Raw genomic sequence first — 17,802 nt, forward strand, 5'->3', positions numbered from 1 at the left:
GTTGTCGCGCCTCGCCGGGCGAACCACCGACGATCACCTATCGTGAGCGTTCCCACCCGACCGTGCCCGAGGGTAGCGGATCCCGGGATGATCTTCCGGCAGGGCGGTGCGCATCACCGGCCAGGACAACGCGATGCAGGCCACCACCGGCACCCACGTCAGCGCGCGGGCGATTCCCAACGCAATGACCTGGTCAGCGCGGTAGAGCGGGATGAAAATGGCCAGCCGCACCAGGTACTGCGCCACCCACACCCAGCTCGCCCGGGAGTAGCCACGCATCAGGTCCGGATCCGCCCGCCACCTGGTGCGTTGACCGAGTACGAACCCGACGATCACCCCGAGTAGTGGCCAGCGGACGGCGATGGACGTCACCCAGAACAGCGCGCTGGCCACGTTCGAGGCGATCTGAATCAGGAAGAAGTCGGCCGCCCGGCCTGTGTAGATGACCACCAGTGACGCCGCGACCACGCCGAGCAGTCCGAGCACCACCGCCGCCGGGCGGCGCCCCCGCGCCAGCCGCACCACCGCGAGCACGACGCCGGCCGCGAACGCCGCTCCGGCGCCCCAGAGCACCCCGTCCGCCCACCCGGCCGCCCCGGCGATTCCCCAACCTGTGACAAATGCCACAGCAGGCACTCCCGCATCGAGCGCTCCCGTCCGACCGCCCAAGACGTCGGTCAGTGAGGGGCTCGAGACGTCCGGTTCGCGTGCCATGTCCCCACTCTGCCGTAGCAATTGCGACGCGCCGGAAGAAGATGTGGCGTCTGGGCGTCTTACGGGTAATCCTGGATGGATAGCCGCTGACCGGAGGGTGAATCGGTCCTGAACGAGGGGGAGGCTAGTGGTGCGGGCTGCGTGGACGAGCTACGTCGCGATCGGCGACAGCTTCACCGAGGGACTCGACGACCTGCGTGACGACGGCACACCGCGCGGCTGGGCCGACCGGGTGGCCGAACGCCTCGCCCAGAACGTACCGGACTTCCGGTACGCGAACCTCGCCGTGCGCGGCAAGCTGATCGACCAGATAGTCGCCGACCAGGTCCCGATCGCCGAGCAGCTCCGGCCGGACCTGATCACGTTCAGCGCCGGCGGCAACGACATCATCCGTCCGCGGTGCGACCCGGACTCGGTGGCCGAGCGGTGCGACGCCGCGCTGGCCAGGCTGGTCAGCACGGGCGCGGACGTGGTCATCTTCGCCGGCTTCGACACCCGCAAGGTGCCGGTGCTCAGCCGGCTGCGCGGCCGCATCGCCACCTTCAACGAGCTGCTGCGCGCCATCGCCGACAAGCACGGCTGCCGGATCGTGGACCTGTGGGCGATGGCGCCGCTGTCCGACCCGCGCTCCTGGGGCCGCGACCGGCTGCACCTCACCCCGGACGGACACCGCAGGGTGTCGCTGCGCACCCTGGAGGTGCTCGGCATCCCGGTCACCGAGGACTGGCGCGAGCCGCTGGCCGATCCGGTCCAGCACCCCTGGCTGCGCCGCCGCCAGGAGGACCTGGACTGGACGCGCAACTACCTGCTGCCGTTCCTGTCCAAGTGGGCGCGCGGACACCAGACCGGCGACGGCTTCCAGCCCAAACGTCCCGAGCTGATGCCCTACATCGCGGAGAACCCGCCCGGCGGGGCGGCGACCTCGCGCGCCGTGATCTAGCCCGGGGGCAGGCCGATCAGGTCGGCCACCCGGTCGGTGTGGAAGTCGCCGTCGCCGAAGGCCAGCGCCGTGCTCGTGGCGTGGCGGGTGTACAGGTGCAGGTCGTGCTCGGCGGTGAAGCCGATCGCGCCGTGCACCTGCTGGCCGAGCGCACACACCCGTTCGTACGCCTCGCTGGTCCACGCCTTGGCCAGCGCGACCGCCAGCCGTGCCTCGGCGTCGCCGGCCGGAGCGTTCGCCAGCCGCCAGATCGCCTCGTAGCCGATGAACCGCGCGCCCAGCACGTCGATCGCCATGTCCGCGCAGTGGTGCTGCACGGCCTGGAAACCGCCGATCGGGCGGCCGAACTGCTCGCGCGTCTTGGCGTACTCCACGGTCATGTCCAGCACCCGCTGGGCGCCGCCGATCATCTCCGCCGCCGTCGCCGCCGCGCCATACGCGGTGATCGACTCGGCTACCGCGCGCCCGTGGCCCACGCCGCCGATGACCCGGTCGTCGGCCACCGCCACGTCGGAGAACGACAGGTGCACCGGCCGGTCCGGGCCGATCGTGTCCAGCGGCCGGTGGGTGATGCCGGGCGAGCGCGCATCCACCAGGAACGCCGTCGTCTCCTCCGAGCCGGGGCCGGACGCCACCACCAGGACGTCCTCCGCCGAGCGCCCGAACGGCACGAACCGCGCGGTACCGGTGAGCAGGTACCCACCGCCGTCCGCGCCGACCGCCGTGACCGGCGAACCGTCGGTACCCCAACCGCCGTCCCGACCGGGCGGGGCGTAGCTCAGCACCCGCCCGCGCGCGACCTCGGCCAGCCAGTGCGCCCGCTGCCGGTCGGTGCCGTGCGCGGCGATCGGCTGCGCACAGCAGGCCACCGTGCCCAGGTACGGCCCCGGCACCAGCGCCGCGCCCATCTCCTCGATCAGCAGGCAGGCCTCCAGGAACCCCTCGCCGACCCCGCCGTGCTCCTCCGGGATCGCCATGCCCGGCCAGCCGAGCTCGACCATCTCCTTCCACAGCGCGCCGGAGTAGCCCGCCGGGTCGTCGGCCATCGAACGCATCCCGGCGCTCGCCGCCCGCGCTTGCAGCAGCTCGCGGGCGGTGCGCTGGATCAGCTCCTGGTCCTCGGTGAGCGTGAGGTCCATCGGTCAGCCGACCGGCTGTGTTGTGTTCGGAGGGATCTTGTCCGAGCGGACCCACACCCCCGGCCGTTCCTCCCAGAACAGCTGGACGAGCACCCCGCCGGCGTGCTTGGGGTGAATGAACGTGTGCTTCCACGCCGCCCCGTCCTTGACGCCCTCCTCGTCGTCGAAGGTCGGGATCTCGTGCGCGGCGCAGGCGGCCAGCGCGGTGTCCCAGTCCGCCACCTGGAAGGTGACGTGGTGCGCGGCCGGCCCGCTGCGGGCCAGGAACTTGTCCACGAACGAGTCCTCGCCGCGCCCGGTGATGACCTCCCAGCAGATCGACGACCCCGGGACGTTGAGCACCAGGTCCGCCATGTCCGGGATCTCGTCCTCGGCGGTTCGCCAGACCTGCACGAACCCGGCCAGCTCGGCGTACCAGCGGGCCAGCTCGTCGCGGTCGTGGAAGGCCTGGCAGATGTGGTCGATGCCGAGGATCCCCAGCGTCGGCCCTTCCACCGGACCCGGCGAGACCGCCCGCGCGTCCTCGTCGCCGAGCATGGCCAGGTTGCCGGGCCCGCGCAGCCGCCACAGCACGCCCGGCCCGTGCTCGGGCGGCGACAGCGACGCCTCCACCCAGTTGCCCGGCACCGAGTCCGTGACCTTCAGCCCGCGCGACTCCAGCTCGGCCACGGCCGCGTCCAGGTCGGGCACCTCGGCGCCGACGTGGTGCAGCCCGGCCCGGCCGCCGTGCTCGTCCAGCCACCCCTGCAGCGACCCGTCACCGGACGGCGCGATCACCACCCAGTACTGCCCGAACGCGCCGGGCACCTCCAGCCGCACGCCGCGCACGCCCGCCAGCGGGTTGTCCCACTCGTGCGTACGCCGAAACCCGAACACCCTTTCGAACAGCCCCACGTGCTTGTCCAGGTCCGGCGTGGCCACCGCGACGTGATCGATCCGGTAAATCCGGAGCACAACTCCTCCTTCGTCGCAGGTCAGAGGCCGTGAGTGGCTAGGGGTGCCATAGCACCCCTAGCCACTCACGGGTCGTGACCTGGGCATTTGCATCAGACCGGGTGCGGTTCGATCCAGTCGTAGCCGCCGGCCACCAGCTCCTTGACCAGGCGCAGGTTGTAGCGGTTCATGGCGGCGATGCGCTCGGCCAGGGCCGCCACGCGGTCGTCGAACTCCTCCGCGGTGAACACGTCGTTGACCAGGCCGAGCTGCAGCGCGCGGGCGGCGTCCAGGCGGATGCCGGTGAACAGCATCTCCTTGGCGCGGGCCAGGCCGATGCGCTGCGGCAGGCGCTTGACGCCGCCCCAGCCGGGGGCGTTGCCGCCGAACTCGGGCTGGTCGGGGTCGCCGTCCTCGGTCATCTTCGGGCGGTAGGGCGGGCGGGCGGACAGGGTGATCTCGACAAGGCCCATCTTGGCGTTCTCGTGCGCGACGATGAAGTCGGCGCCGAGCGCGAACTCCAGGCCGCCGCCCACCGCGTAGCCGTGCACGGCCGCGAACACCGGGATGGACAGCCGCTCCATCATGGCGAATGTCTTCTCGCCCAGGCGGCCCTGCTCGATGCGGTCGGCCTTGGTCAGCGACTCCGACCACTTGAGGTCCATGCCGGCGCAGAACGCCCGCTCGCCCGCGCCGCGCAGCACCGCCACGTTCACGTCGTGGTCGTCGTCGATCTCGGTGAACACCCGCCGCAGCGCGTGCATCATCTCCGGGGTCAGCGCGTTGAGCTTGTCCGGCCGGTTCAGCGTGATCCAGCAGACCCTGTCCTTGGTTTGGACGTCCAGGCCTTCGTACATCGGTCCTCCAGGGTCACGAACGGGGCAGTCCCAGGCCCCGGGTGGCTATCACGTTGCGTTGGATCTCGGCGGTCCCGCCGAGGAAGGTAGCGGCCACCGAGTCCAGCCGCTGGTGGGTGAAGCGGGCGTCCAGCGGGCCGCCGCGCCAGAGCTGGGCGTACGGGCCGAACACGCGCGCCGCGGTGCGGGCGAGTCGCTGGTGCAGCTCGGCGCTGAACAGCTGGTTCACCGACGCCTCGTAGCCGGGCACGGCGCCGGCCGCCTGCTGGGAGACGGTGTAGCGGGCGAGGTTGTAGAGCACCCGCATCTCGGTGTAGCGGCGGGCGAGGTCGCGGCGCGCGCCGTGGCCCCAGTCCGCCCTGCGGTACTCCTCGCCCTCGGGCGAGCCCAGGTACGAGGTGAGCCGGGCCAGCGCCTGCTCGTACTTGACGGTCGCGCCGATGCCCGCGCGCTCGAACGAGAGCGCGTCCATCGCCACGTACCAGCCGCGGTTCTCCTCGCCCACCCGGTTGGCCACCGGGATCCGCGCGTCTTCGAAGAACACCTCGGAGAACGGAGCGTCGCCCCGGATGTCCTGGATCGGCCGGACCGTCACGCCCAGGGTCGCGGTGTCGACCAGCAGGAACGTGATGCCCCGGTGGGGGCGCTCGGCGGTGGGGTCGGTGCGGACGAGCACGAACAGCCAGTCGGCGTGGTGGCCCAGCGAGGTCCACACCTTCTGGCCGTTCACCACGTATTCCTCGCCGTCACGAACAGCGCGGGTGCGCAGCGAGGCCAGGTCGGAGCCCGACTCGGTTTCGGAGAACCCCTGCGCCCAGGTCCGCTCGCCGCGCGCGATGGCCGGCAGGTGCTCGGACTTCTGGGCGTCCGTGCCGTGCGCGAGCAGCGTTGGCCCGAGCAGGAACGCGCCGATGCCGTTCACCGTGGGCACCCCGGCGCGCATCATCTCCTCGGAGAGGATGAACTCCTCCAGCGCGGACAGCCCGGCGCCGCCGTACTCCTCCGGCCAGCCCGGGGTGATCCACCCCCGGGAGGCCAGCGCGGACGCCCACGCCCGCGCGCCCTCCCGCCGCGCCGGGTCGTCGGACGAGCGGTCGACCGGCCAGTTGTAGCCGTAGACGTCCTCCGGCTCCAGGCTCTGCTCCGCGTCAGGGTCCGGCCGGTAGCTCGCGGGGAAGTTCTCCCCGATGAAGGAGCGCACCTCGGCGCGGAAGGCCGCCTGCTCCGGCGTGTCCGCCCAGTCCATCAGTCACCCACCACCGGTTGGTCGGTGGCCGGCCGCGAGGCGTACGCCTCCCGGTCCCAGGTGGCGGCGGTGATCCCGCTGTCCCCGGCGGCCCTCAGCTCGTACTTGGCGATCTTGTCCGTCGGCGTGCGCGGCAGCTCGTCGACGAACTCGAGGTACCGGGGCACCATGAAGCTCGGCAGCTTGAGCTTCAGGTGCGTGATCAGCTCCTCGTGGGAGACCTCGGCGCCGGGCCGGCACACCACTGCCAGCTTCACCTCTTCCTCCTCCAGCTCGGACGGAACCCCGATGGCCGCCGTCTCCAGCACGGCGGGGTGCAGGTTCGCCTCCGACTCGATGTCGAACGCGGAGATGTTCTCCCCGCGCCTGCGGATCGCGTCGGACATCCGGTCCAGGAAGTAGTAGTACCCGTCGTCGTCGCGCCAACCCCTGTCCCCGGTGTGGAACCACATGTTGCGGAAGGTGTGCGCCGTCGCGTCCGGCCGCCCGTAGTAGCCGGACGTGATCACCCACGGCTGCCTGGGCCGCACCACGATCTCGCCGGGCTCGCCCGGGCCGAGCAGCCTGTCGTGCTCGTCCACGATCCCGACCTCGAACCGCTCGGAGTTGGCCTGGCCGCACGAGCCGTGCCGCCACTCGCCGAACGGGCTCGCCGTCGGGATGCCCGCCTCGGTGCTGGTGTACGTCTCCACCGACCGCACCCCGAACCGCTCGTAGAGCGGCTCGTCCAGCGCGGACTTGCCCATGTAGAAGATCTCCATCGAGTGGTCGCGGTCGCGGTCGGTGGCCGGGCGGTTGAGCAGGATAGGGATCATGGCGAACACGCTCATGGTGACCTGCGCGTTGAAGTACCGCACGTCGTCCCAGAACCGCGAAGCGCTGAACCGTTCCACCACGGCGATCGAGCCGCCGCCGAGCAGCGCGGCCATCATGCCGTCCCACAGCCCGGCGGCGTGGAACAGCGGCAGCGGGCAGTAGATCTTCTTGCCCCACCTGTCGAGGAACTTCAGCGAGTCCTCCGCGCAGGTCAGGGCGAGCGCGTGCGGGACCATGGCGCCCTTGGAGGGCCCGGTGGTCCCGGACGTGTACATGATCGCCTGCAGGTCGGAGAAGCTGGCCTTGACCTCCGGCGCGGAGGCGCCGTGCACCATCAGGTCGGACAGCCGGGTGGCCGGGCGACCGAGCCCGTGCAGGGATATGCCCGGTGCCTCGTCGGTGCGCACGAACAGCCGGTTCAGCCCCGGCAGCGCGGACACGATCGGCGGCAGCCGGTCGGCGTAGCTCGCGTCGATCACCATGCTCGACACGTCCGCGGTGGCGATCACGTGGCGCAACAGCTCGCCCCGGTACGCCGTGTTCACCGGCACCGCCACCGCGCCCGCCCTGGCCAGTGCGAAGATCACGAAGACCATCTCGGGGCAGTTGGGCAGCATCACCGCGACGTGGTCGCCGGGGCGGACCCCGGCCGCGAGCAGCCCCTGTGCGATGCGGTTCGCGGCCAGGTCCACCTCGCCGTAGCTGAAACTTCCGCCTCGGAACTCGAGGAAGGTCTCCGTCCGGTGGGTCAGCGCCCGGCGAGCGAGTACCTCGCCGAGCACCAGGTCCTCCAGCGGCTGGTTGCCCGTCCCCGGTTCCGGCGGCGTCAGGACGCCTCCTTGGTCGCCCCGCCCTCGGTCGTCGGCTCAAGGTCGTCCACGGGGATCAGCGGGTAGACGCCGTTCTCGTCGTGCACCTCGCGCCCGGTCACCGGGGGGTTGAACACGCACACCGTGCGCATCTGCGTCTTCGGCCGCAGCTGGTGGTGCTCGTGCCCGTTGAGCAGGTACATCGAGCCGGGCCGCAGCTGGTAGGTGACGTCGTTGTCCTTGTCCAGCAGCTCGCCCTCGCCCTCCACGACGAAGACCGCCTCGATGTGGTTGGCGTACCAGAAGTCGTTCACCGACCCGGCGTCGAGCACCGTCTCGTGCAGCGAGAAGCCCACCCGGTCGCCGCCGAGCACGATGCGCTTGCTGCGCCAGTTCGGCGTGATGACGTCCCGGTCGGTACCGGTGATCTCGTCAAGGCTGCGAACGATCATCAGACCACACTCCTGACCGCGTCGGCGAAGATGTCCAGTCCGTCTGTCAGCTCGTCGTCGCTGATGGTCAGCGCCGGCATGATCTTGGCGACCTCGCTGTCCGGGCCGGAGGTCTCCAGCAGCAGCCCGCGCTCGAACGCGGCCGCCGCGGCCCGGTCGGCTAGCTCGGCCTTGCCGAAGCCAAGGCCCCTGGCCAGGCCGCGACCCTTGACCTGCAGGTCCGCCCCTGGCAGCGACTCCACCAGCTCGGTCAGGCTGGCCTCCACGGTGTCGCCCTTGGCCAGCGTGCTCTTCTCCAGCCGCTCGTCGGCCCAGTACTCGCGCAGCGCGGCGGTGGCCGTCACGAACGCCGGGTTGTAACCGCGGAACGTGCCGTTGTGCTCGCCCGGCGACCAGACGTCCAGCTCGGGCTTGACCAGCGTCAGGCCCATCGGCGAGCCGTAGCCGCTGATCGACTTGGACAGGCACACGATGTCCGGCTGGATGCCGGCGATCTCGAAGCTGAAGAACGGCCCGGTGCGCCCGCAGCCCATCTGCACGTCGTCAACGATAAGCAGGATGTCGTGCCGGCGACAGAGCTCGGCCAGCCCGCGCAGCCACTCCGCCCGCGCCGGGTTGATGCCGCCCTCGCCCTGGACGGTCTCCACGATCACGGCGGCCGGCTCGTTCAGGCTGGAGCCGGCGTCCTCGAGCACCTTCTCGAACCACAGGAAGTCCGGCACCTGGCCGTCGAAGTAGTTGTCGTAGGGCATCGGGGTGGCGTGCACCAGCGGGATGCCGGCGCCGCCGCGCTTCATCGAGTTCCCGGTCACCGACAGCGAGCCCAGCGTCATGCCGTGGAACGCGTTGGTGAAGTTGATCATCGCTTCCTTGCCGGTCACCTTGCGGGCCAGCTTGAGCGCGGCCTCCACGGCGGTGGTGCCGGTCGGGCCGGGGAACTGGACCTTGTAGTCCAGCTTCCTGGGCTTGAGCACCAGCTCGGAGAACGTCTCCAGGAACTCCCGCTTCGCGACGGTGTGCATGTCCAGCGCGTGCGTCACGCCGTCACGCTGCAGGTAGTCGATCAGCGCGCCCTTGAGGGCGGGGTTGTTGTGCCCGTAGTTCAGTGCGCCCGCGCCGGCGAAGAAGTCCAGGTAGGTCTTGCCGTCGACGTCCGTCATCCGCGACCCGACGGCGGTGTCGAACATGACCGGCCAGCCTCGGCAGTAGCTGCGGACCTCGGACTCGAGCGCGGCGAACGTGCTCAACGGGTCGCTGGCAGGCTCGGCCTGCGACGCGACGGTCGGTGCGTCGGGGGTCGTCTTGGTGATCGTCACGGAGGCGCTCCTCAGGCTCGCCGGGCAGGGACACTTGCGATCGGGCTGTACAAACGCTTCACGTCCTCTCGGGCAGGACGTTCGCTCGTGGTCCCGCCCGCTCTGACGGACCCACGCCATCGCCGTCGGGCGAGATGGGTCCGATGCGGTACTTGTGCTCCGGTTCGTGGTCGCCACCGAGCAGGTCGGCGCCGAACAGCTCGTCGGTCCTGACCCGCGCGCCCCGGCGCTTCGCGAACGCCCGGAACAGCGCGATCGACGCGGTGTTGTCCGGGGTGATCGTGGTCTCCAGGTGGTCGACGCCGTCGACCTGGTCGAACAGTGCGTCCAGCATCCGTCCGGCCAGGCCCTGGCCGCGCGCGTCGGAGTGCACGGCGACCTGCCAGACCAGCAGCGTGCGCGGCTCCTCCGGCCGCCGGTACCCGGTGATGAAGCCGAGCACCCGCCGGCCGAGCCGCGCCACGGTGGAGGTCTCGGCGAAGTCGCGGCACCACAGCAGGTACGCGTACTTCGAGTTGACGTCCAGCACTTTGGACTCGCTGGCCAGCCGCCAACACTCGACTCCGTCGTCGATCGAGGGCCGCTCAATGTGAATTGTCTGGTCAGGGGACATGGCGTACGGGACGGTTAAGTCACCAACTTTCATGATCCTCTTAAAGTAACAGGATGTGCGCCTGAATGCACTCCCACGGGCCTCCGACCAGCCAAAACGACTAAGTTCTGTGAAAAGTGCGATAAGGACGTTTAGCTCAAGGCGCACATGGGTACCGCGAGGGAGAAGGTCACTCACCACCAAATTTGCACGTCGGCGGGCGGTCGCTGACGCGTGCGTATCTGGTGTGCCCTCCATGGGGTGCTGACGCGGTCTTGTGAGATTACACTCAGTGATCGACCTCACGGCCGTTCGTGTGGCGAGGTGCTACCTCGTTTGGACTAGCCGGTGACGCGGAGCATCGTGCGGCTCCTTGTCCGCCCGTCTCCGTCCGTCCGAGGACGCCGTCGGTCCCGAGGTCGTGCGCTCGGGAGATCGGCTCAGGCGGGTGCGCGCGCCCGGCGGCGCGGGTGTGCGCGCGGGCCCGGCTTCGGTCCCGCGCTCCGAGAGCGCTGGCCTCTCTCACGGTTACCCCGCGACGGCGACGTACCCCCGAGACGGTGAAGATCACGCGCTGGCACATTCGACTCGGGCGAGAATAAGGACATAAATGCGTATCGCCGGATAATTACCGAACCCGAACATTCGGCTGACGCGGCCCTGACAGCCGCCGTCCAGACTGACCGGTGTGACCTCAGGCGTGACGTCCGTGCTGGTCGCGGGCGGTCGCGGAAGGTGGAACGGCGACCTGACTAGGAAGTGTGATGTCCCTGACCAGTATTTCTCGCTCTCAGCCGGCCCGGTTCGGCGCGCTCGTTCTGATAGCGGCCGGGCTCACTGCCGGGTGCTCGGGAACGGATTCGGCGCCGCCGCCCCCGTTGACGGCTCCCGGCCCCGCCACACCGGCCGCGCACGGCGTGACCGGCCAGATCAGCGCGATCAACGGCGGCACCTGGACGGTCCACTCCGCGAAGGGCAAGGACGTCACGGTGACCATTACTCCGCAAACCCAGTTCGGCACCAAGAAGGCCCCGGCCACCGCCGACAAATTCACCGTCGGCCAGACCGTGCGGGTCACCGGCCAACGCGACCGCGACGCCATTTCCGCCGCCCGAATCGCCGAGGCCGCGCCCAAGCCGTCGACCAGCCCGAGCCCGCCCCCGCCCAATGGCTGACCATTCCCGCTATGCCGTCAACCGGCCCAACCGAGCACCAGCGGGTCATGGCGGCGGGCCAGCTCGACCAGGCCGGCGCGCGTTCTCGGCGACACCGGGGCGAACGGAGCCCGGGTCCGCTCCGAGCGGATGATCCCGCCCTCGGCCATCAGGATCTTCTGCGCGCGCAGCCCGCACTGCCGGTTCTCGTAATGGATCAGCGGCAGCAGCCGCTCCCAGTCGGCCGTCGCGCCGGCGCGCTCGCCCGCGAGGTAGCGCCGGACGATCCGCCCGAGCCGGTCGGGCACCATCGAGCTGCACATGGTGCCGGTGGCGCCGGCGTCGAGGTCCGGGATCAACGTGACCGACTCCTCCCCGTCGAACGGCCCGACCAGCCGCCCGCCGAGCCTCTCGACCAGCGCGTGCAGCTTGTCCGCCGCCCCCGGGACCTCGATCTTGGCGTACCGGACCGACGGCACCCGGTCGACCAGCTCCACGAGGAGGTCCGTCGGCAGCGGCGTGCTCGACATCGGCGCGTCCTGCACCATGATCGGGATGTCGATCGCCTCGGCGACCCGCGCGAAGTAGTCGACGACGCCCGGCGCCGCCACACCGAGCGTGGCACCGAAGAACGGCGGCATCAGCATCACCATGTCCGCGCCCATGTCCTGCGCCGCGCGGCTGCGCTCGGCGGCGACCCGCGCGCTGTAATGACTGGTCGTCACGATCACGGGCACCCGCCCCTGGACGCGCTCCAGGATCACCCCGGCGACCTCGTCCCGCTCGCCGTCGGTCAGCGCGAACTGCTCGGAGTAGTTGGCCAGCACGCACACCCCGTCGACCTCGCAGTCGATCAAGAAGTCCACGACCCGCCGAAGCCCCGCCATGTCGAGGTCCTCGTTGTCCTGGAAGATCGTCGGCACCACCGGGACAACCCCGGTCAAAGCGGACGTTCGCGCCACAACCCCTCCCCAGTCCGACCCGCACCCGGCACCTTTCCACGGAAAGCCGGCCCGGGACGGCTACTTGGTAGAACCCGACGGCGCAACCACCAACCGACGTTCACTCAACGTCACCACTAAGCCGACAAACGCTCTTCACTGCCAACACATCCGACCCATCGGCCACTCACACCCGGCCGGTGCCATCGCGGCACCTGGAAGACTGTGGTCCCGTGCGTGGGCGCCTGGCCTACAAACTCCTCGGCTGCTTAGACCCTGCGCTTGACTACTGGATGTGATCGGATCTCCTCGGCATATTGACCCGTTTAGGCGGGTGTGAAGGGTGGATCATGCTGGTATATCTTCCGGCATGATTCCGCATCCTTCGCCCGAAGATGTCAAGGCCGAGTTGGGTGACAAGGTTCTCGACGCAGTGAGTCTCGGCGTCGCGCACGCGAAGGAGCAGTTCGGAATCTACCAGCAGCAACACCCGGACTGGCTGGCGAGCAACACGAAGCGGACGGTGGCCAGTCTGATCCACGACTGGATGTGGGCCGCTGTCGCCAAGGCGTTGGACGAGGCGCCGCATGTGGTAATCATCGACAGGGACCCGGTGCGCGAGCTGGCGATCCGTGTGGAGTCCGAGCACCGGCTGTCCTACCTGCTGCGCCTCAAGCGGCACCACCTGGACGGATCGACCAGCAGCTATCAGACCCAGACAGTGATCGATTTTGAGTTGCAGGGTCCGAACCAGACATTCCCTGGCTACGGAGAAGTGCGTTTAGAAGCCGGGTACGAGTGGGACGCCGACACGCGCGCCATGGGTGGGCCACTGATCACGCTACGTGATGGCCGGGACAATGTGCTGTGGACCCTGCCACTCACCCCGCACACAGGTATTGGCGGCGGTACGGTCACTCAGCCCACCACTCCCGGACCGGTCCTTCCGAGTATCAGTTTGCAGAGTGAGGATGAGGCACGCGACGAGAACGGTACGGGGTCGGATCAGTCATGACAGCAGCGGCGGGGACGGCGGTCGGCGAGGTGCTGATCACGTTGCGGCTTGCGCGTGGCTACACCCAGGAAGATCTCGCCAGCCTGCTCGGCGTGAGCCAGCCGACGATCAACCGCTACGAGCACGACGAGCGAGAACCCGACGAGGAGATGCTCGAGCGGATCGCCGAGGTTCTCGGCGTCACCCCTGAGTTTCTGCGTCACGCCGGCAGGCTGCGCGGGGCGACGGCGGTCGACGCGCACATGCGTCGGCGGGCATCGGCCAAGGCCACGGTATGGCGACGTCAGGAAGCCCGGCTCAACGAGTACCGGATGCACGTCAGCGCGCTGTTCGAACAGGTCTCCCTGCACGCCGAGCAGATCATCGCGACGTTCGACCCGTTCGACACCGATCCGCGCGACGCCGCGCGCCTGGCTCGCATGCAATGGCGCATGCCCGTCGGGCCGGTGAACAACCTCACAGGCTGGGTCGAGGCGGCCGGTTGTGTGGTCATCGTCGAGGACTTCGGCACGCCGAGGGTCGACGGGCTGTCCCAGTGGATCGGTGACCACCCCGTGATGCTGCTCAACGCACGCCAGCCGGTCGACCGGTTGCGGTGGACCCTCGCTCACGAGCTGGCTCACCTGTGTCTGCACTCGGAGTTCGTAGGCGATGCCCCCGAACAGGAGGCCAATGCATTCGCCGCCGAGTTCCTCATGCCCGCCGAGGTAATCCGCCCGCAGCTACGGAACCTGGACCCGGGCCGGCTCGCCGACCTCAAACGCCAGTGGGGCGTGTCCATGCAAGCTCTGGTCGAACGCGCCCACCAGCTCAAAACCATCACCGCCGAGCAGCGCAGCGCCCTGTACAAGAAGTTCAGCCGGCTCGGCTGGCGCACCCGCGAACCCATCAGCGACGAACTGCGCGCCGAACAACCCGAACTCACCACCGTTATCGCCGAAGCACTGCGCGACAAGGGCTTTTCCGCCGAGGATGTCGCGCGTGTCGCCGGCTACGCCAGCCCGCAGCACAACACCATGCTTACCATCCCCGGCAAACACCTACGCGCGGTGTAAGTACCGAGTCCCGGCCCGGGCCGCGCTGGGCCGTCGTCACATCGGGGGTCACTGCGGTCTTCTGGCCAGTTCGCTGCGCGGCCGGCTCCGACCCGCCGCGCAGCGAACGGAACAGGACTGAGACGGCAACTGAGACGGAGCCGTTGCCGCCCTGATCTCGCCGGCAACGTCTGCGTTGGTCAGGCGTGGAGCCGGTGGTCGGGGTCGAACCGACGACCTACCGCTTACAAGATCGAACGAGCGGTACGGTCACCTGACCTGCGGAAACAAGCACGACCTCTCGACCCAAATCCGAGTGTTGAGAGGTCATCGTGTCGATCATCGAGGACTGGGTTTGCCACCTCCAGGCGGCCGGCAAGGCCCGGAGAACTGTCGAGGTCTACCAGCAGGCGGCCGAGTCGTGGACCGACTACCTAGACGGTGGCGACCCGACCGAGGCGGGTCGTAAGGAGCTGGAGGCGTGGGTTGCCGCCCTAGCTTCCCGACCGAACCGGCGCCGGCCTGGGCGGAAGCTCAGCCAGGCGTACGTGTCGCAGCACTACCGGGCCGTGCAGCAGCTCTACCGGTGGCTGCACGAGGTCGAGAAGGAGATCGACGAGAACCCGTTCGCCAGGATGAGCGCGCCGCAGGTCGCCGAGAAGCCGGTCGACGTACTGACAGAAGATCAGCTCAAGGCACTTCTGTCCGTATGCGAAGGCACGGACTTCTACCAGCGGCGGGACATGGCGATGATCCGCCTGTTCATCGATACCGGTGCCAGGCGTGCGGAGATCGCCAAGCTCCGACTGGAGGATGTTGATCTAAAGCTCCAGACAGTTCGCGTGGTCGGCAAGGGCGGCAGGGTCCGGATCATCCCGTTCGGGACCAAGACGGCGGAAGCCCTACGTCGCTACCTCAGGAAGCGAGCCAGGGACCCGCACGCCGAATCTCCGAAGCTGTGGCTAGGCAAGGTCGGCCCGCTACAGCCTGACTCGGTTCGCCTGATGCTCAAGCGGAGGGCGAAGGAAGCGGGCGTCCCGAACGTCCACCCGCACAAGTTCCGGCACACCTTCGCCCACCGCTGGCTCGCGGACGGCAACGGGGAGATTGATCTCATGCGGCTCTGCGGGTGGAAGAGTCGGCGGATGCTGGAAATCTACGGCGCATCAGCAGCCGATGAACGAGCGCGGGCAGCCCACCGAAGGGCAGCGCTCGGGGACCGGCTGTAGTTGGACTCAAGAGGCCCCCTCTCCGGACCGGAGAGGGGGCCTCTTCGTGTTCGTACAAGCCGGTCGTGCCGATGTCGGCTCGTCGAGCCACCGGCTTGCACTAGGCGGGGAGCGGCCAGCGGTGAGGGCTCTCGGGGCTGTCGAGCCAGACCTGTTGGTCGTCGGCGGTCACGGTGAGGCCGAACCGTTCGCGTGCGGGTGCTCCGAGGTCCTGCCACGTCGCGTGTGTCCGCTCGATGTCGTCCCAGACCTGGCGTTGTCCGGTTTGGGTGAGCTGCCCGTCGGGAGTGATGTGGGCGTGCGAGCCGTCCGGGGCGATCAGGGTCAGGTCGTACAGGTTGCCGTCGCGGAACGCGGGTACGAGGTCGAGGTGGGTGAAGCTGAGGACGAACCGGAAGTTCGCGTCGTAGTAGACGCTGCTCGGTAGGTCGGTGGTCCGTTCCGGCCATGTCGGCTGCTCGGCCAACGGGGCCGGTGGGCTGATCTGTGGGGCCGGGGTGGGCTCGCGGTGGCGGATGAAGTACCCCGCTCCGATGAACCGTCCCTGTGCGGTGCGGGGGCCGGTGACGGTGAGCTGTGCCAGCCCGTTGCAGACCGGCGCCACGATGGTGCCGCCGGTTCGGGTCTGCTCGATCCAGGCCGGCGGGACGCGGGTCACGCCGAAGGTGACGATGCACCGGTCGTAAGGAGCGTTTCGCGCGTACCCGTGGTTGCCGTCTGCGGTGATGATCGTGGGCTGGTAGCCGCAGCGGTACAGCCGTTCCCACGCGGCGGCGGTGAGGTCCGGGTCCACGTCAATGCTCGTGACATTGGCCGAACCGAGGCGTTCGCACAGCAGCGCGGCTGTGTAGCCGGTGCCGGTGGCGACCTGGAGCACCCGGTCACCGTCCTCGACGTTGAGCGCTTCGAGCATGGTGGCGACCAGGCTGGGCATGGTGCCGGATGAGCTGGGCGCGCCGTGTTGGCGTTGGGTGATCAGGGTCGTGTCCGAGTACACCGCCTGTAGCCAGGCATCGCGGCTGGTCTCCCCGGCGATGTGGGTGCCGCCCTCGTAGTACTCGGGTACGAGCGCGTGTCGGGGGACTTCGAGGAACACCGCCGTCCATTGCTCGTCGGTGAGCGAGCCGTCCTTGACCAACGCGTCAACCATGCGGGTACGGAGGTCGCGCGTCTGCTCGGTGTCGACGCTGACGCTGCGTGCGTTGTTGGTGGCCGGCGGGTTGGTCATGACAGGTCGCCCTTCAGAGCATCCGCGAGAGCGCGGGAGATGGGTTGTCCGGTGTGGTTCTCAATCCAGCCCCATTGACCGTTGGGGTTGATTTCGATGAACTGATGGGTCTCGTCTGCCTGGTCGGTGACCACGAAGTCCAGGGCACCGAATACGAGGCCGAGCGAGGCCATCAGGCGGTGGATTCCGGCGGCCACGCTGTCAGGCAGTTCGTATGGCTGGTATGTGATCTTGCGGTGGCTGCGGCGCCAGTCCAGCTCACCCAGGTTATCGATTCGCGCGGCGTAGACCTGTCCGTCAACGACGGTGGCGCGGACATCGAACCGCTTCTTGAGCTGGGCTTGGAAAAGGTGCGCGGTGGCCGCGATCGTGGGATCGCGGTAGCGCTGCGGGGGCACGGTGTTGGTGTATACCACTCCCGACAGGTGGCCGGCCTCGGTTCGGGGCATCCGGGCGTAAAGCGTCTTGGTGATGATCCCGTCCGGGTGACGGACGGCGAATTCCGCCACGGCATCGGGATCGTTGGTGACAAGTGTGTCCGGGATGCTCAGGCCGGCGTTCACGGCGTGAGCGAGTTGGCGCGGCTTGTATTCGGCTCGATGCACAGCGGTCGGGGCGTTGATCCACCGAGCGGGCAGCGATTCGAGGACACCCCAGAACCCGAACCGGGCTTGGCCCTCGCACCACTCGATCATGTCCAGGGGGATCGCCGTGTCGAACTCGAACCGCCCCGGCCGCCGGTAGTACACCGCCTCCACCGTGTCGAGCTGCACGCCGTCGAGTCGAGCGCTCCACGGTCCGCCTGCCCCGATCTCGCCAGTCAGCCTGACGACCGTGGGAAACTGTGCCGCGTCTAGACGCAGGAACGGAACCCCGTCGGCTTCCAGGTGGGTCAGCACCATGTCGGCCGTGGGGTCCACGGGCGCCGTGACGACCAGCACCCGCGGACCGTGACGACACGTCATCGCTAGTCGTAGAACGGGTCAGTATCGACCGCGATCGGATCTTTCCCGTCGGTCTCCGTAGGCTCGGACTTCTGCATCCGCTCCTCTGCTGTCAATTCCGACAACGGCCGACCGTTGAACATCGCCATCTGCCGCTGCTGGTCATACACCGCCGTCCGCAGAGCCTCGGACACCTGGGCATCAGCGGGCACCGGATCACGGAACGTCAGCCCGAACGGCTCAAGTGCGGCATCGATACTCATCTACTCTCCTCCTTATCGGACATCACTACCGGGATAACCTCAACGCGGCTAGTTTCGCTTGAGCATCGCCCAAACCATCTCGCAAGAACCGAGAAGCCATTGCTTGCACGACCACAGCCGAATCTTCAACACGCTCAGCGGCTTCATCCGTCACGTCCCCTCTAAAGCACCTTCGCGCGA

Annotated in this window: 18 protein-coding genes; 5 read left to right on the forward strand and 13 right to left on the reverse strand. The window is 68.8% G+C overall.

From position 1 onward, the window contains the following. Positions 1-33: 33 nt before the first annotated feature. Positions 34-714, reverse strand: coding sequence for a DUF3159 domain-containing protein (locus N912_RS0124635; RefSeq protein WP_028924481.1), 681 nt, complete (start codon positions 712-714; stop codon positions 34-36). A gap of 130 nt (positions 715-844) precedes the next feature. Between N912_RS0124635 and N912_RS54415 the strand changes: the two genes are divergently transcribed. Further along, positions 845-1,654 carry an SGNH/GDSL hydrolase family protein gene (locus N912_RS54415; RefSeq protein ID WP_211261370.1) on the forward strand — a complete coding sequence of 270 codons (810 nt, stop codon included), beginning with the start codon at positions 845-847 and terminating at the stop codon, positions 1,652-1,654. On the opposite strand, the gene N912_RS0124645 is transcribed toward N912_RS54415, so the two are convergent. The 8 genes from N912_RS0124645 to ectA all read right to left on the reverse strand — a co-directional run bounded on the left by N912_RS0124645 (position 1,651) and on the right by ectA (position 9,868). Further along, the gene (locus N912_RS0124645) at positions 1,651-2,793 is read right to left on the reverse strand and encodes an acyl-CoA dehydrogenase family protein (RefSeq protein ID WP_028924482.1); all 1,143 of its coding nucleotides are present in this window, start codon (positions 2,791-2,793) and stop codon (positions 1,651-1,653) included. The genes N912_RS54415 and N912_RS0124645 overlap by 4 nt on opposite strands. Before the next feature lie 3 nt (positions 2,794-2,796). After that, a complete protein-coding gene (locus N912_RS0124650) occupies positions 2,797-3,747 on the reverse strand; it encodes a VOC family protein (RefSeq protein ID WP_037066274.1) in 951 nt (316 codons plus the stop codon). A gap of 92 nt (positions 3,748-3,839) precedes the next feature. After that, positions 3,840-4,583, reverse strand: a complete 744-nt coding sequence (locus tag N912_RS0124655) for an enoyl-CoA hydratase/isomerase family protein (protein ID WP_028924484.1) — start codon at positions 4,581-4,583, stop codon at positions 3,840-3,842. A gap of 13 nt (positions 4,584-4,596) precedes the next feature. Further along, positions 4,597-5,829 (reverse strand): acyl-CoA dehydrogenase family protein, encoded by a 1,233-nt coding sequence (locus N912_RS0124660; protein ID WP_028924485.1) that lies wholly within the window; start codon positions 5,827-5,829, stop codon positions 4,597-4,599. After that, positions 5,829-7,427 carry an AMP-binding protein gene (locus N912_RS54420; RefSeq protein WP_211261371.1) on the reverse strand — a complete coding sequence of 533 codons (1,599 nt, stop codon included), beginning with the start codon at positions 7,425-7,427 and terminating at the stop codon, positions 5,829-5,831. Before N912_RS54420 ends, N912_RS0124660 begins: the two co-directional genes overlap by 1 nt. 44 nt (positions 7,428-7,471) lie before the next feature. Continuing rightward, a complete protein-coding gene (locus N912_RS54425) occupies positions 7,472-7,906 on the reverse strand; it encodes an ectoine synthase (RefSeq protein ID WP_051580722.1) in 435 nt (144 codons plus the stop codon). Then, a complete protein-coding gene (ectB, locus tag N912_RS0124675) occupies positions 7,906-9,153 on the reverse strand; it encodes a diaminobutyrate--2-oxoglutarate transaminase (RefSeq protein WP_028924486.1) in 1,248 nt (415 codons plus the stop codon). Before ectB ends, N912_RS54425 begins: the two co-directional genes overlap by 1 nt. 127 nt (positions 9,154-9,280) lie before the next feature. Next, positions 9,281-9,868: a diaminobutyrate acetyltransferase gene (gene ectA, locus N912_RS54430; RefSeq protein WP_342670875.1), complete on the reverse strand. Its 588-nt coding sequence runs from the start codon at positions 9,866-9,868 to the stop codon at positions 9,281-9,283. A 710-nt stretch (positions 9,869-10,578) separates the two neighbouring features. Between ectA and N912_RS65255 the strand changes: the two genes are divergently transcribed. Further along, positions 10,579-10,989 (forward strand): DUF5666 domain-containing protein, encoded by a 411-nt coding sequence (locus N912_RS65255; RefSeq protein ID WP_156993958.1) that lies wholly within the window; start codon positions 10,579-10,581, stop codon positions 10,987-10,989. A 17-nt stretch (positions 10,990-11,006) separates the two neighbouring features. On the opposite strand, the gene N912_RS0124690 is transcribed toward N912_RS65255, so the two are convergent. Then, positions 11,007-11,930, reverse strand: a complete 924-nt coding sequence (locus N912_RS0124690; protein ID WP_037066277.1) for a dihydrodipicolinate synthase family protein — start codon at positions 11,928-11,930, stop codon at positions 11,007-11,009. A 349-nt stretch (positions 11,931-12,279) separates the two neighbouring features. Between N912_RS0124690 and N912_RS63720 the strand changes: the two genes are divergently transcribed. The 3 genes from N912_RS63720 to N912_RS0124705 all read left to right on the forward strand — a co-directional run bounded on the left by N912_RS63720 (position 12,280) and on the right by N912_RS0124705 (position 15,187). Then, a complete protein-coding gene (locus N912_RS63720; protein WP_064745374.1) occupies positions 12,280-12,924 on the forward strand; it encodes a hypothetical protein in 645 nt (214 codons plus the stop codon). After that, entirely contained in the window at positions 12,921-13,979 is a 1,059-nt protein-coding gene (locus N912_RS0124700) for an XRE family transcriptional regulator (protein WP_037066280.1), read from the forward strand. Before N912_RS63720 ends, N912_RS0124700 begins: the two co-directional genes overlap by 4 nt. A gap of 311 nt (positions 13,980-14,290) precedes the next feature. Next, positions 14,291-15,187, forward strand: coding sequence for a tyrosine-type recombinase/integrase (locus tag N912_RS0124705; protein ID WP_211261372.1), 897 nt, complete (start codon positions 14,291-14,293; stop codon positions 15,185-15,187). A gap of 100 nt (positions 15,188-15,287) precedes the next feature. Here the strand turns inward: N912_RS0124705 and N912_RS0124710 are convergent, their stop codons facing one another. Genes N912_RS0124710 through tgmA form a run of 3 tightly spaced genes read right to left on the reverse strand, consistent with a single transcriptional unit; the run spans position 15,288 to position 17,622 of the window. Continuing rightward, on the reverse strand, positions 15,288-16,415 hold the full coding sequence (locus tag N912_RS0124710) for a protein-L-isoaspartate O-methyltransferase family protein (protein ID WP_051580725.1): 1,128 nt from the start codon (positions 16,413-16,415) through the stop codon (positions 15,288-15,290). Next, positions 16,412-17,356, reverse strand: coding sequence for an MvdC/MvdD family ATP grasp protein (locus N912_RS0124715; protein ID WP_051580726.1), 945 nt, complete (start codon positions 17,354-17,356; stop codon positions 16,412-16,414). The genes N912_RS0124710 and N912_RS0124715 overlap by 4 nt, the downstream gene beginning before the upstream one ends. A 26-nt stretch (positions 17,357-17,382) precedes the next feature. Further along, positions 17,383-17,622 (reverse strand): putative ATP-grasp-modified RiPP, encoded by a 240-nt coding sequence (gene tgmA / locus N912_RS0124720; RefSeq protein WP_028924493.1) that lies wholly within the window; start codon positions 17,620-17,622, stop codon positions 17,383-17,385. Positions 17,623-17,802: the final 180 nt, after the last annotated feature.

Source organism: Actinospineispora acaciae DSM 45401, assembly GCF_000620785.1.
In the GTDB taxonomy this organism is placed as follows: domain Bacteria; phylum Actinomycetota; class Actinomycetes; order Mycobacteriales; family Pseudonocardiaceae; genus Pseudonocardia; species Pseudonocardia acaciae.

Excerpts from the sequence above, each read along its gene's own strand:
- N912_RS0124645 (WP_028924482.1), bottom strand. The coding sequence starts at position 2,793 with ATGGACCTCACGCTCACCGAGGACCAGGAGCTGATCCAGCGCACCGCC.
- N912_RS65255 (WP_156993958.1), top strand. The coding sequence starts at position 10,579 with ATGTCCCTGACCAGTATTTCTCGCTCTCAGCCGGCCCGGTTCGGCGCG.
- N912_RS0124635 (WP_028924481.1), bottom strand. The coding sequence starts at position 714 with ATGGCACGCGAACCGGACGTCTCGAGCCCCTCACTGACCGACGTCTTG.
- tgmA (WP_028924493.1), bottom strand. The coding sequence starts at position 17,622 with ATGAGTATCGATGCCGCACTTGAGCCGTTCGGGCTGACGTTCCGTGAT.
- N912_RS0124700 (WP_037066280.1), top strand. The coding sequence starts at position 12,921 with ATGACAGCAGCGGCGGGGACGGCGGTCGGCGAGGTGCTGATCACGTTG.
- ectA (WP_342670875.1), bottom strand. The coding sequence starts at position 9,868 with ATGAAAGTTGGTGACTTAACCGTCCCGTACGCCATGTCCCCTGACCAG.
- N912_RS0124660 (WP_028924485.1), bottom strand. The coding sequence starts at position 5,829 with ATGGACTGGGCGGACACGCCGGAGCAGGCGGCCTTCCGCGCCGAGGTG.
- N912_RS0124655 (WP_028924484.1), bottom strand. The coding sequence starts at position 4,583 with ATGTACGAAGGCCTGGACGTCCAAACCAAGGACAGGGTCTGCTGGATC.
- N912_RS54425 (WP_051580722.1), bottom strand. The coding sequence starts at position 7,906 with ATGATCGTTCGCAGCCTTGACGAGATCACCGGTACCGACCGGGACGTC.
- N912_RS0124710 (WP_051580725.1), bottom strand. The coding sequence starts at position 16,415 with ATGACCAACCCGCCGGCCACCAACAACGCACGCAGCGTCAGCGTCGAC.
- N912_RS63720 (WP_064745374.1), top strand. The coding sequence starts at position 12,280 with ATGATTCCGCATCCTTCGCCCGAAGATGTCAAGGCCGAGTTGGGTGAC.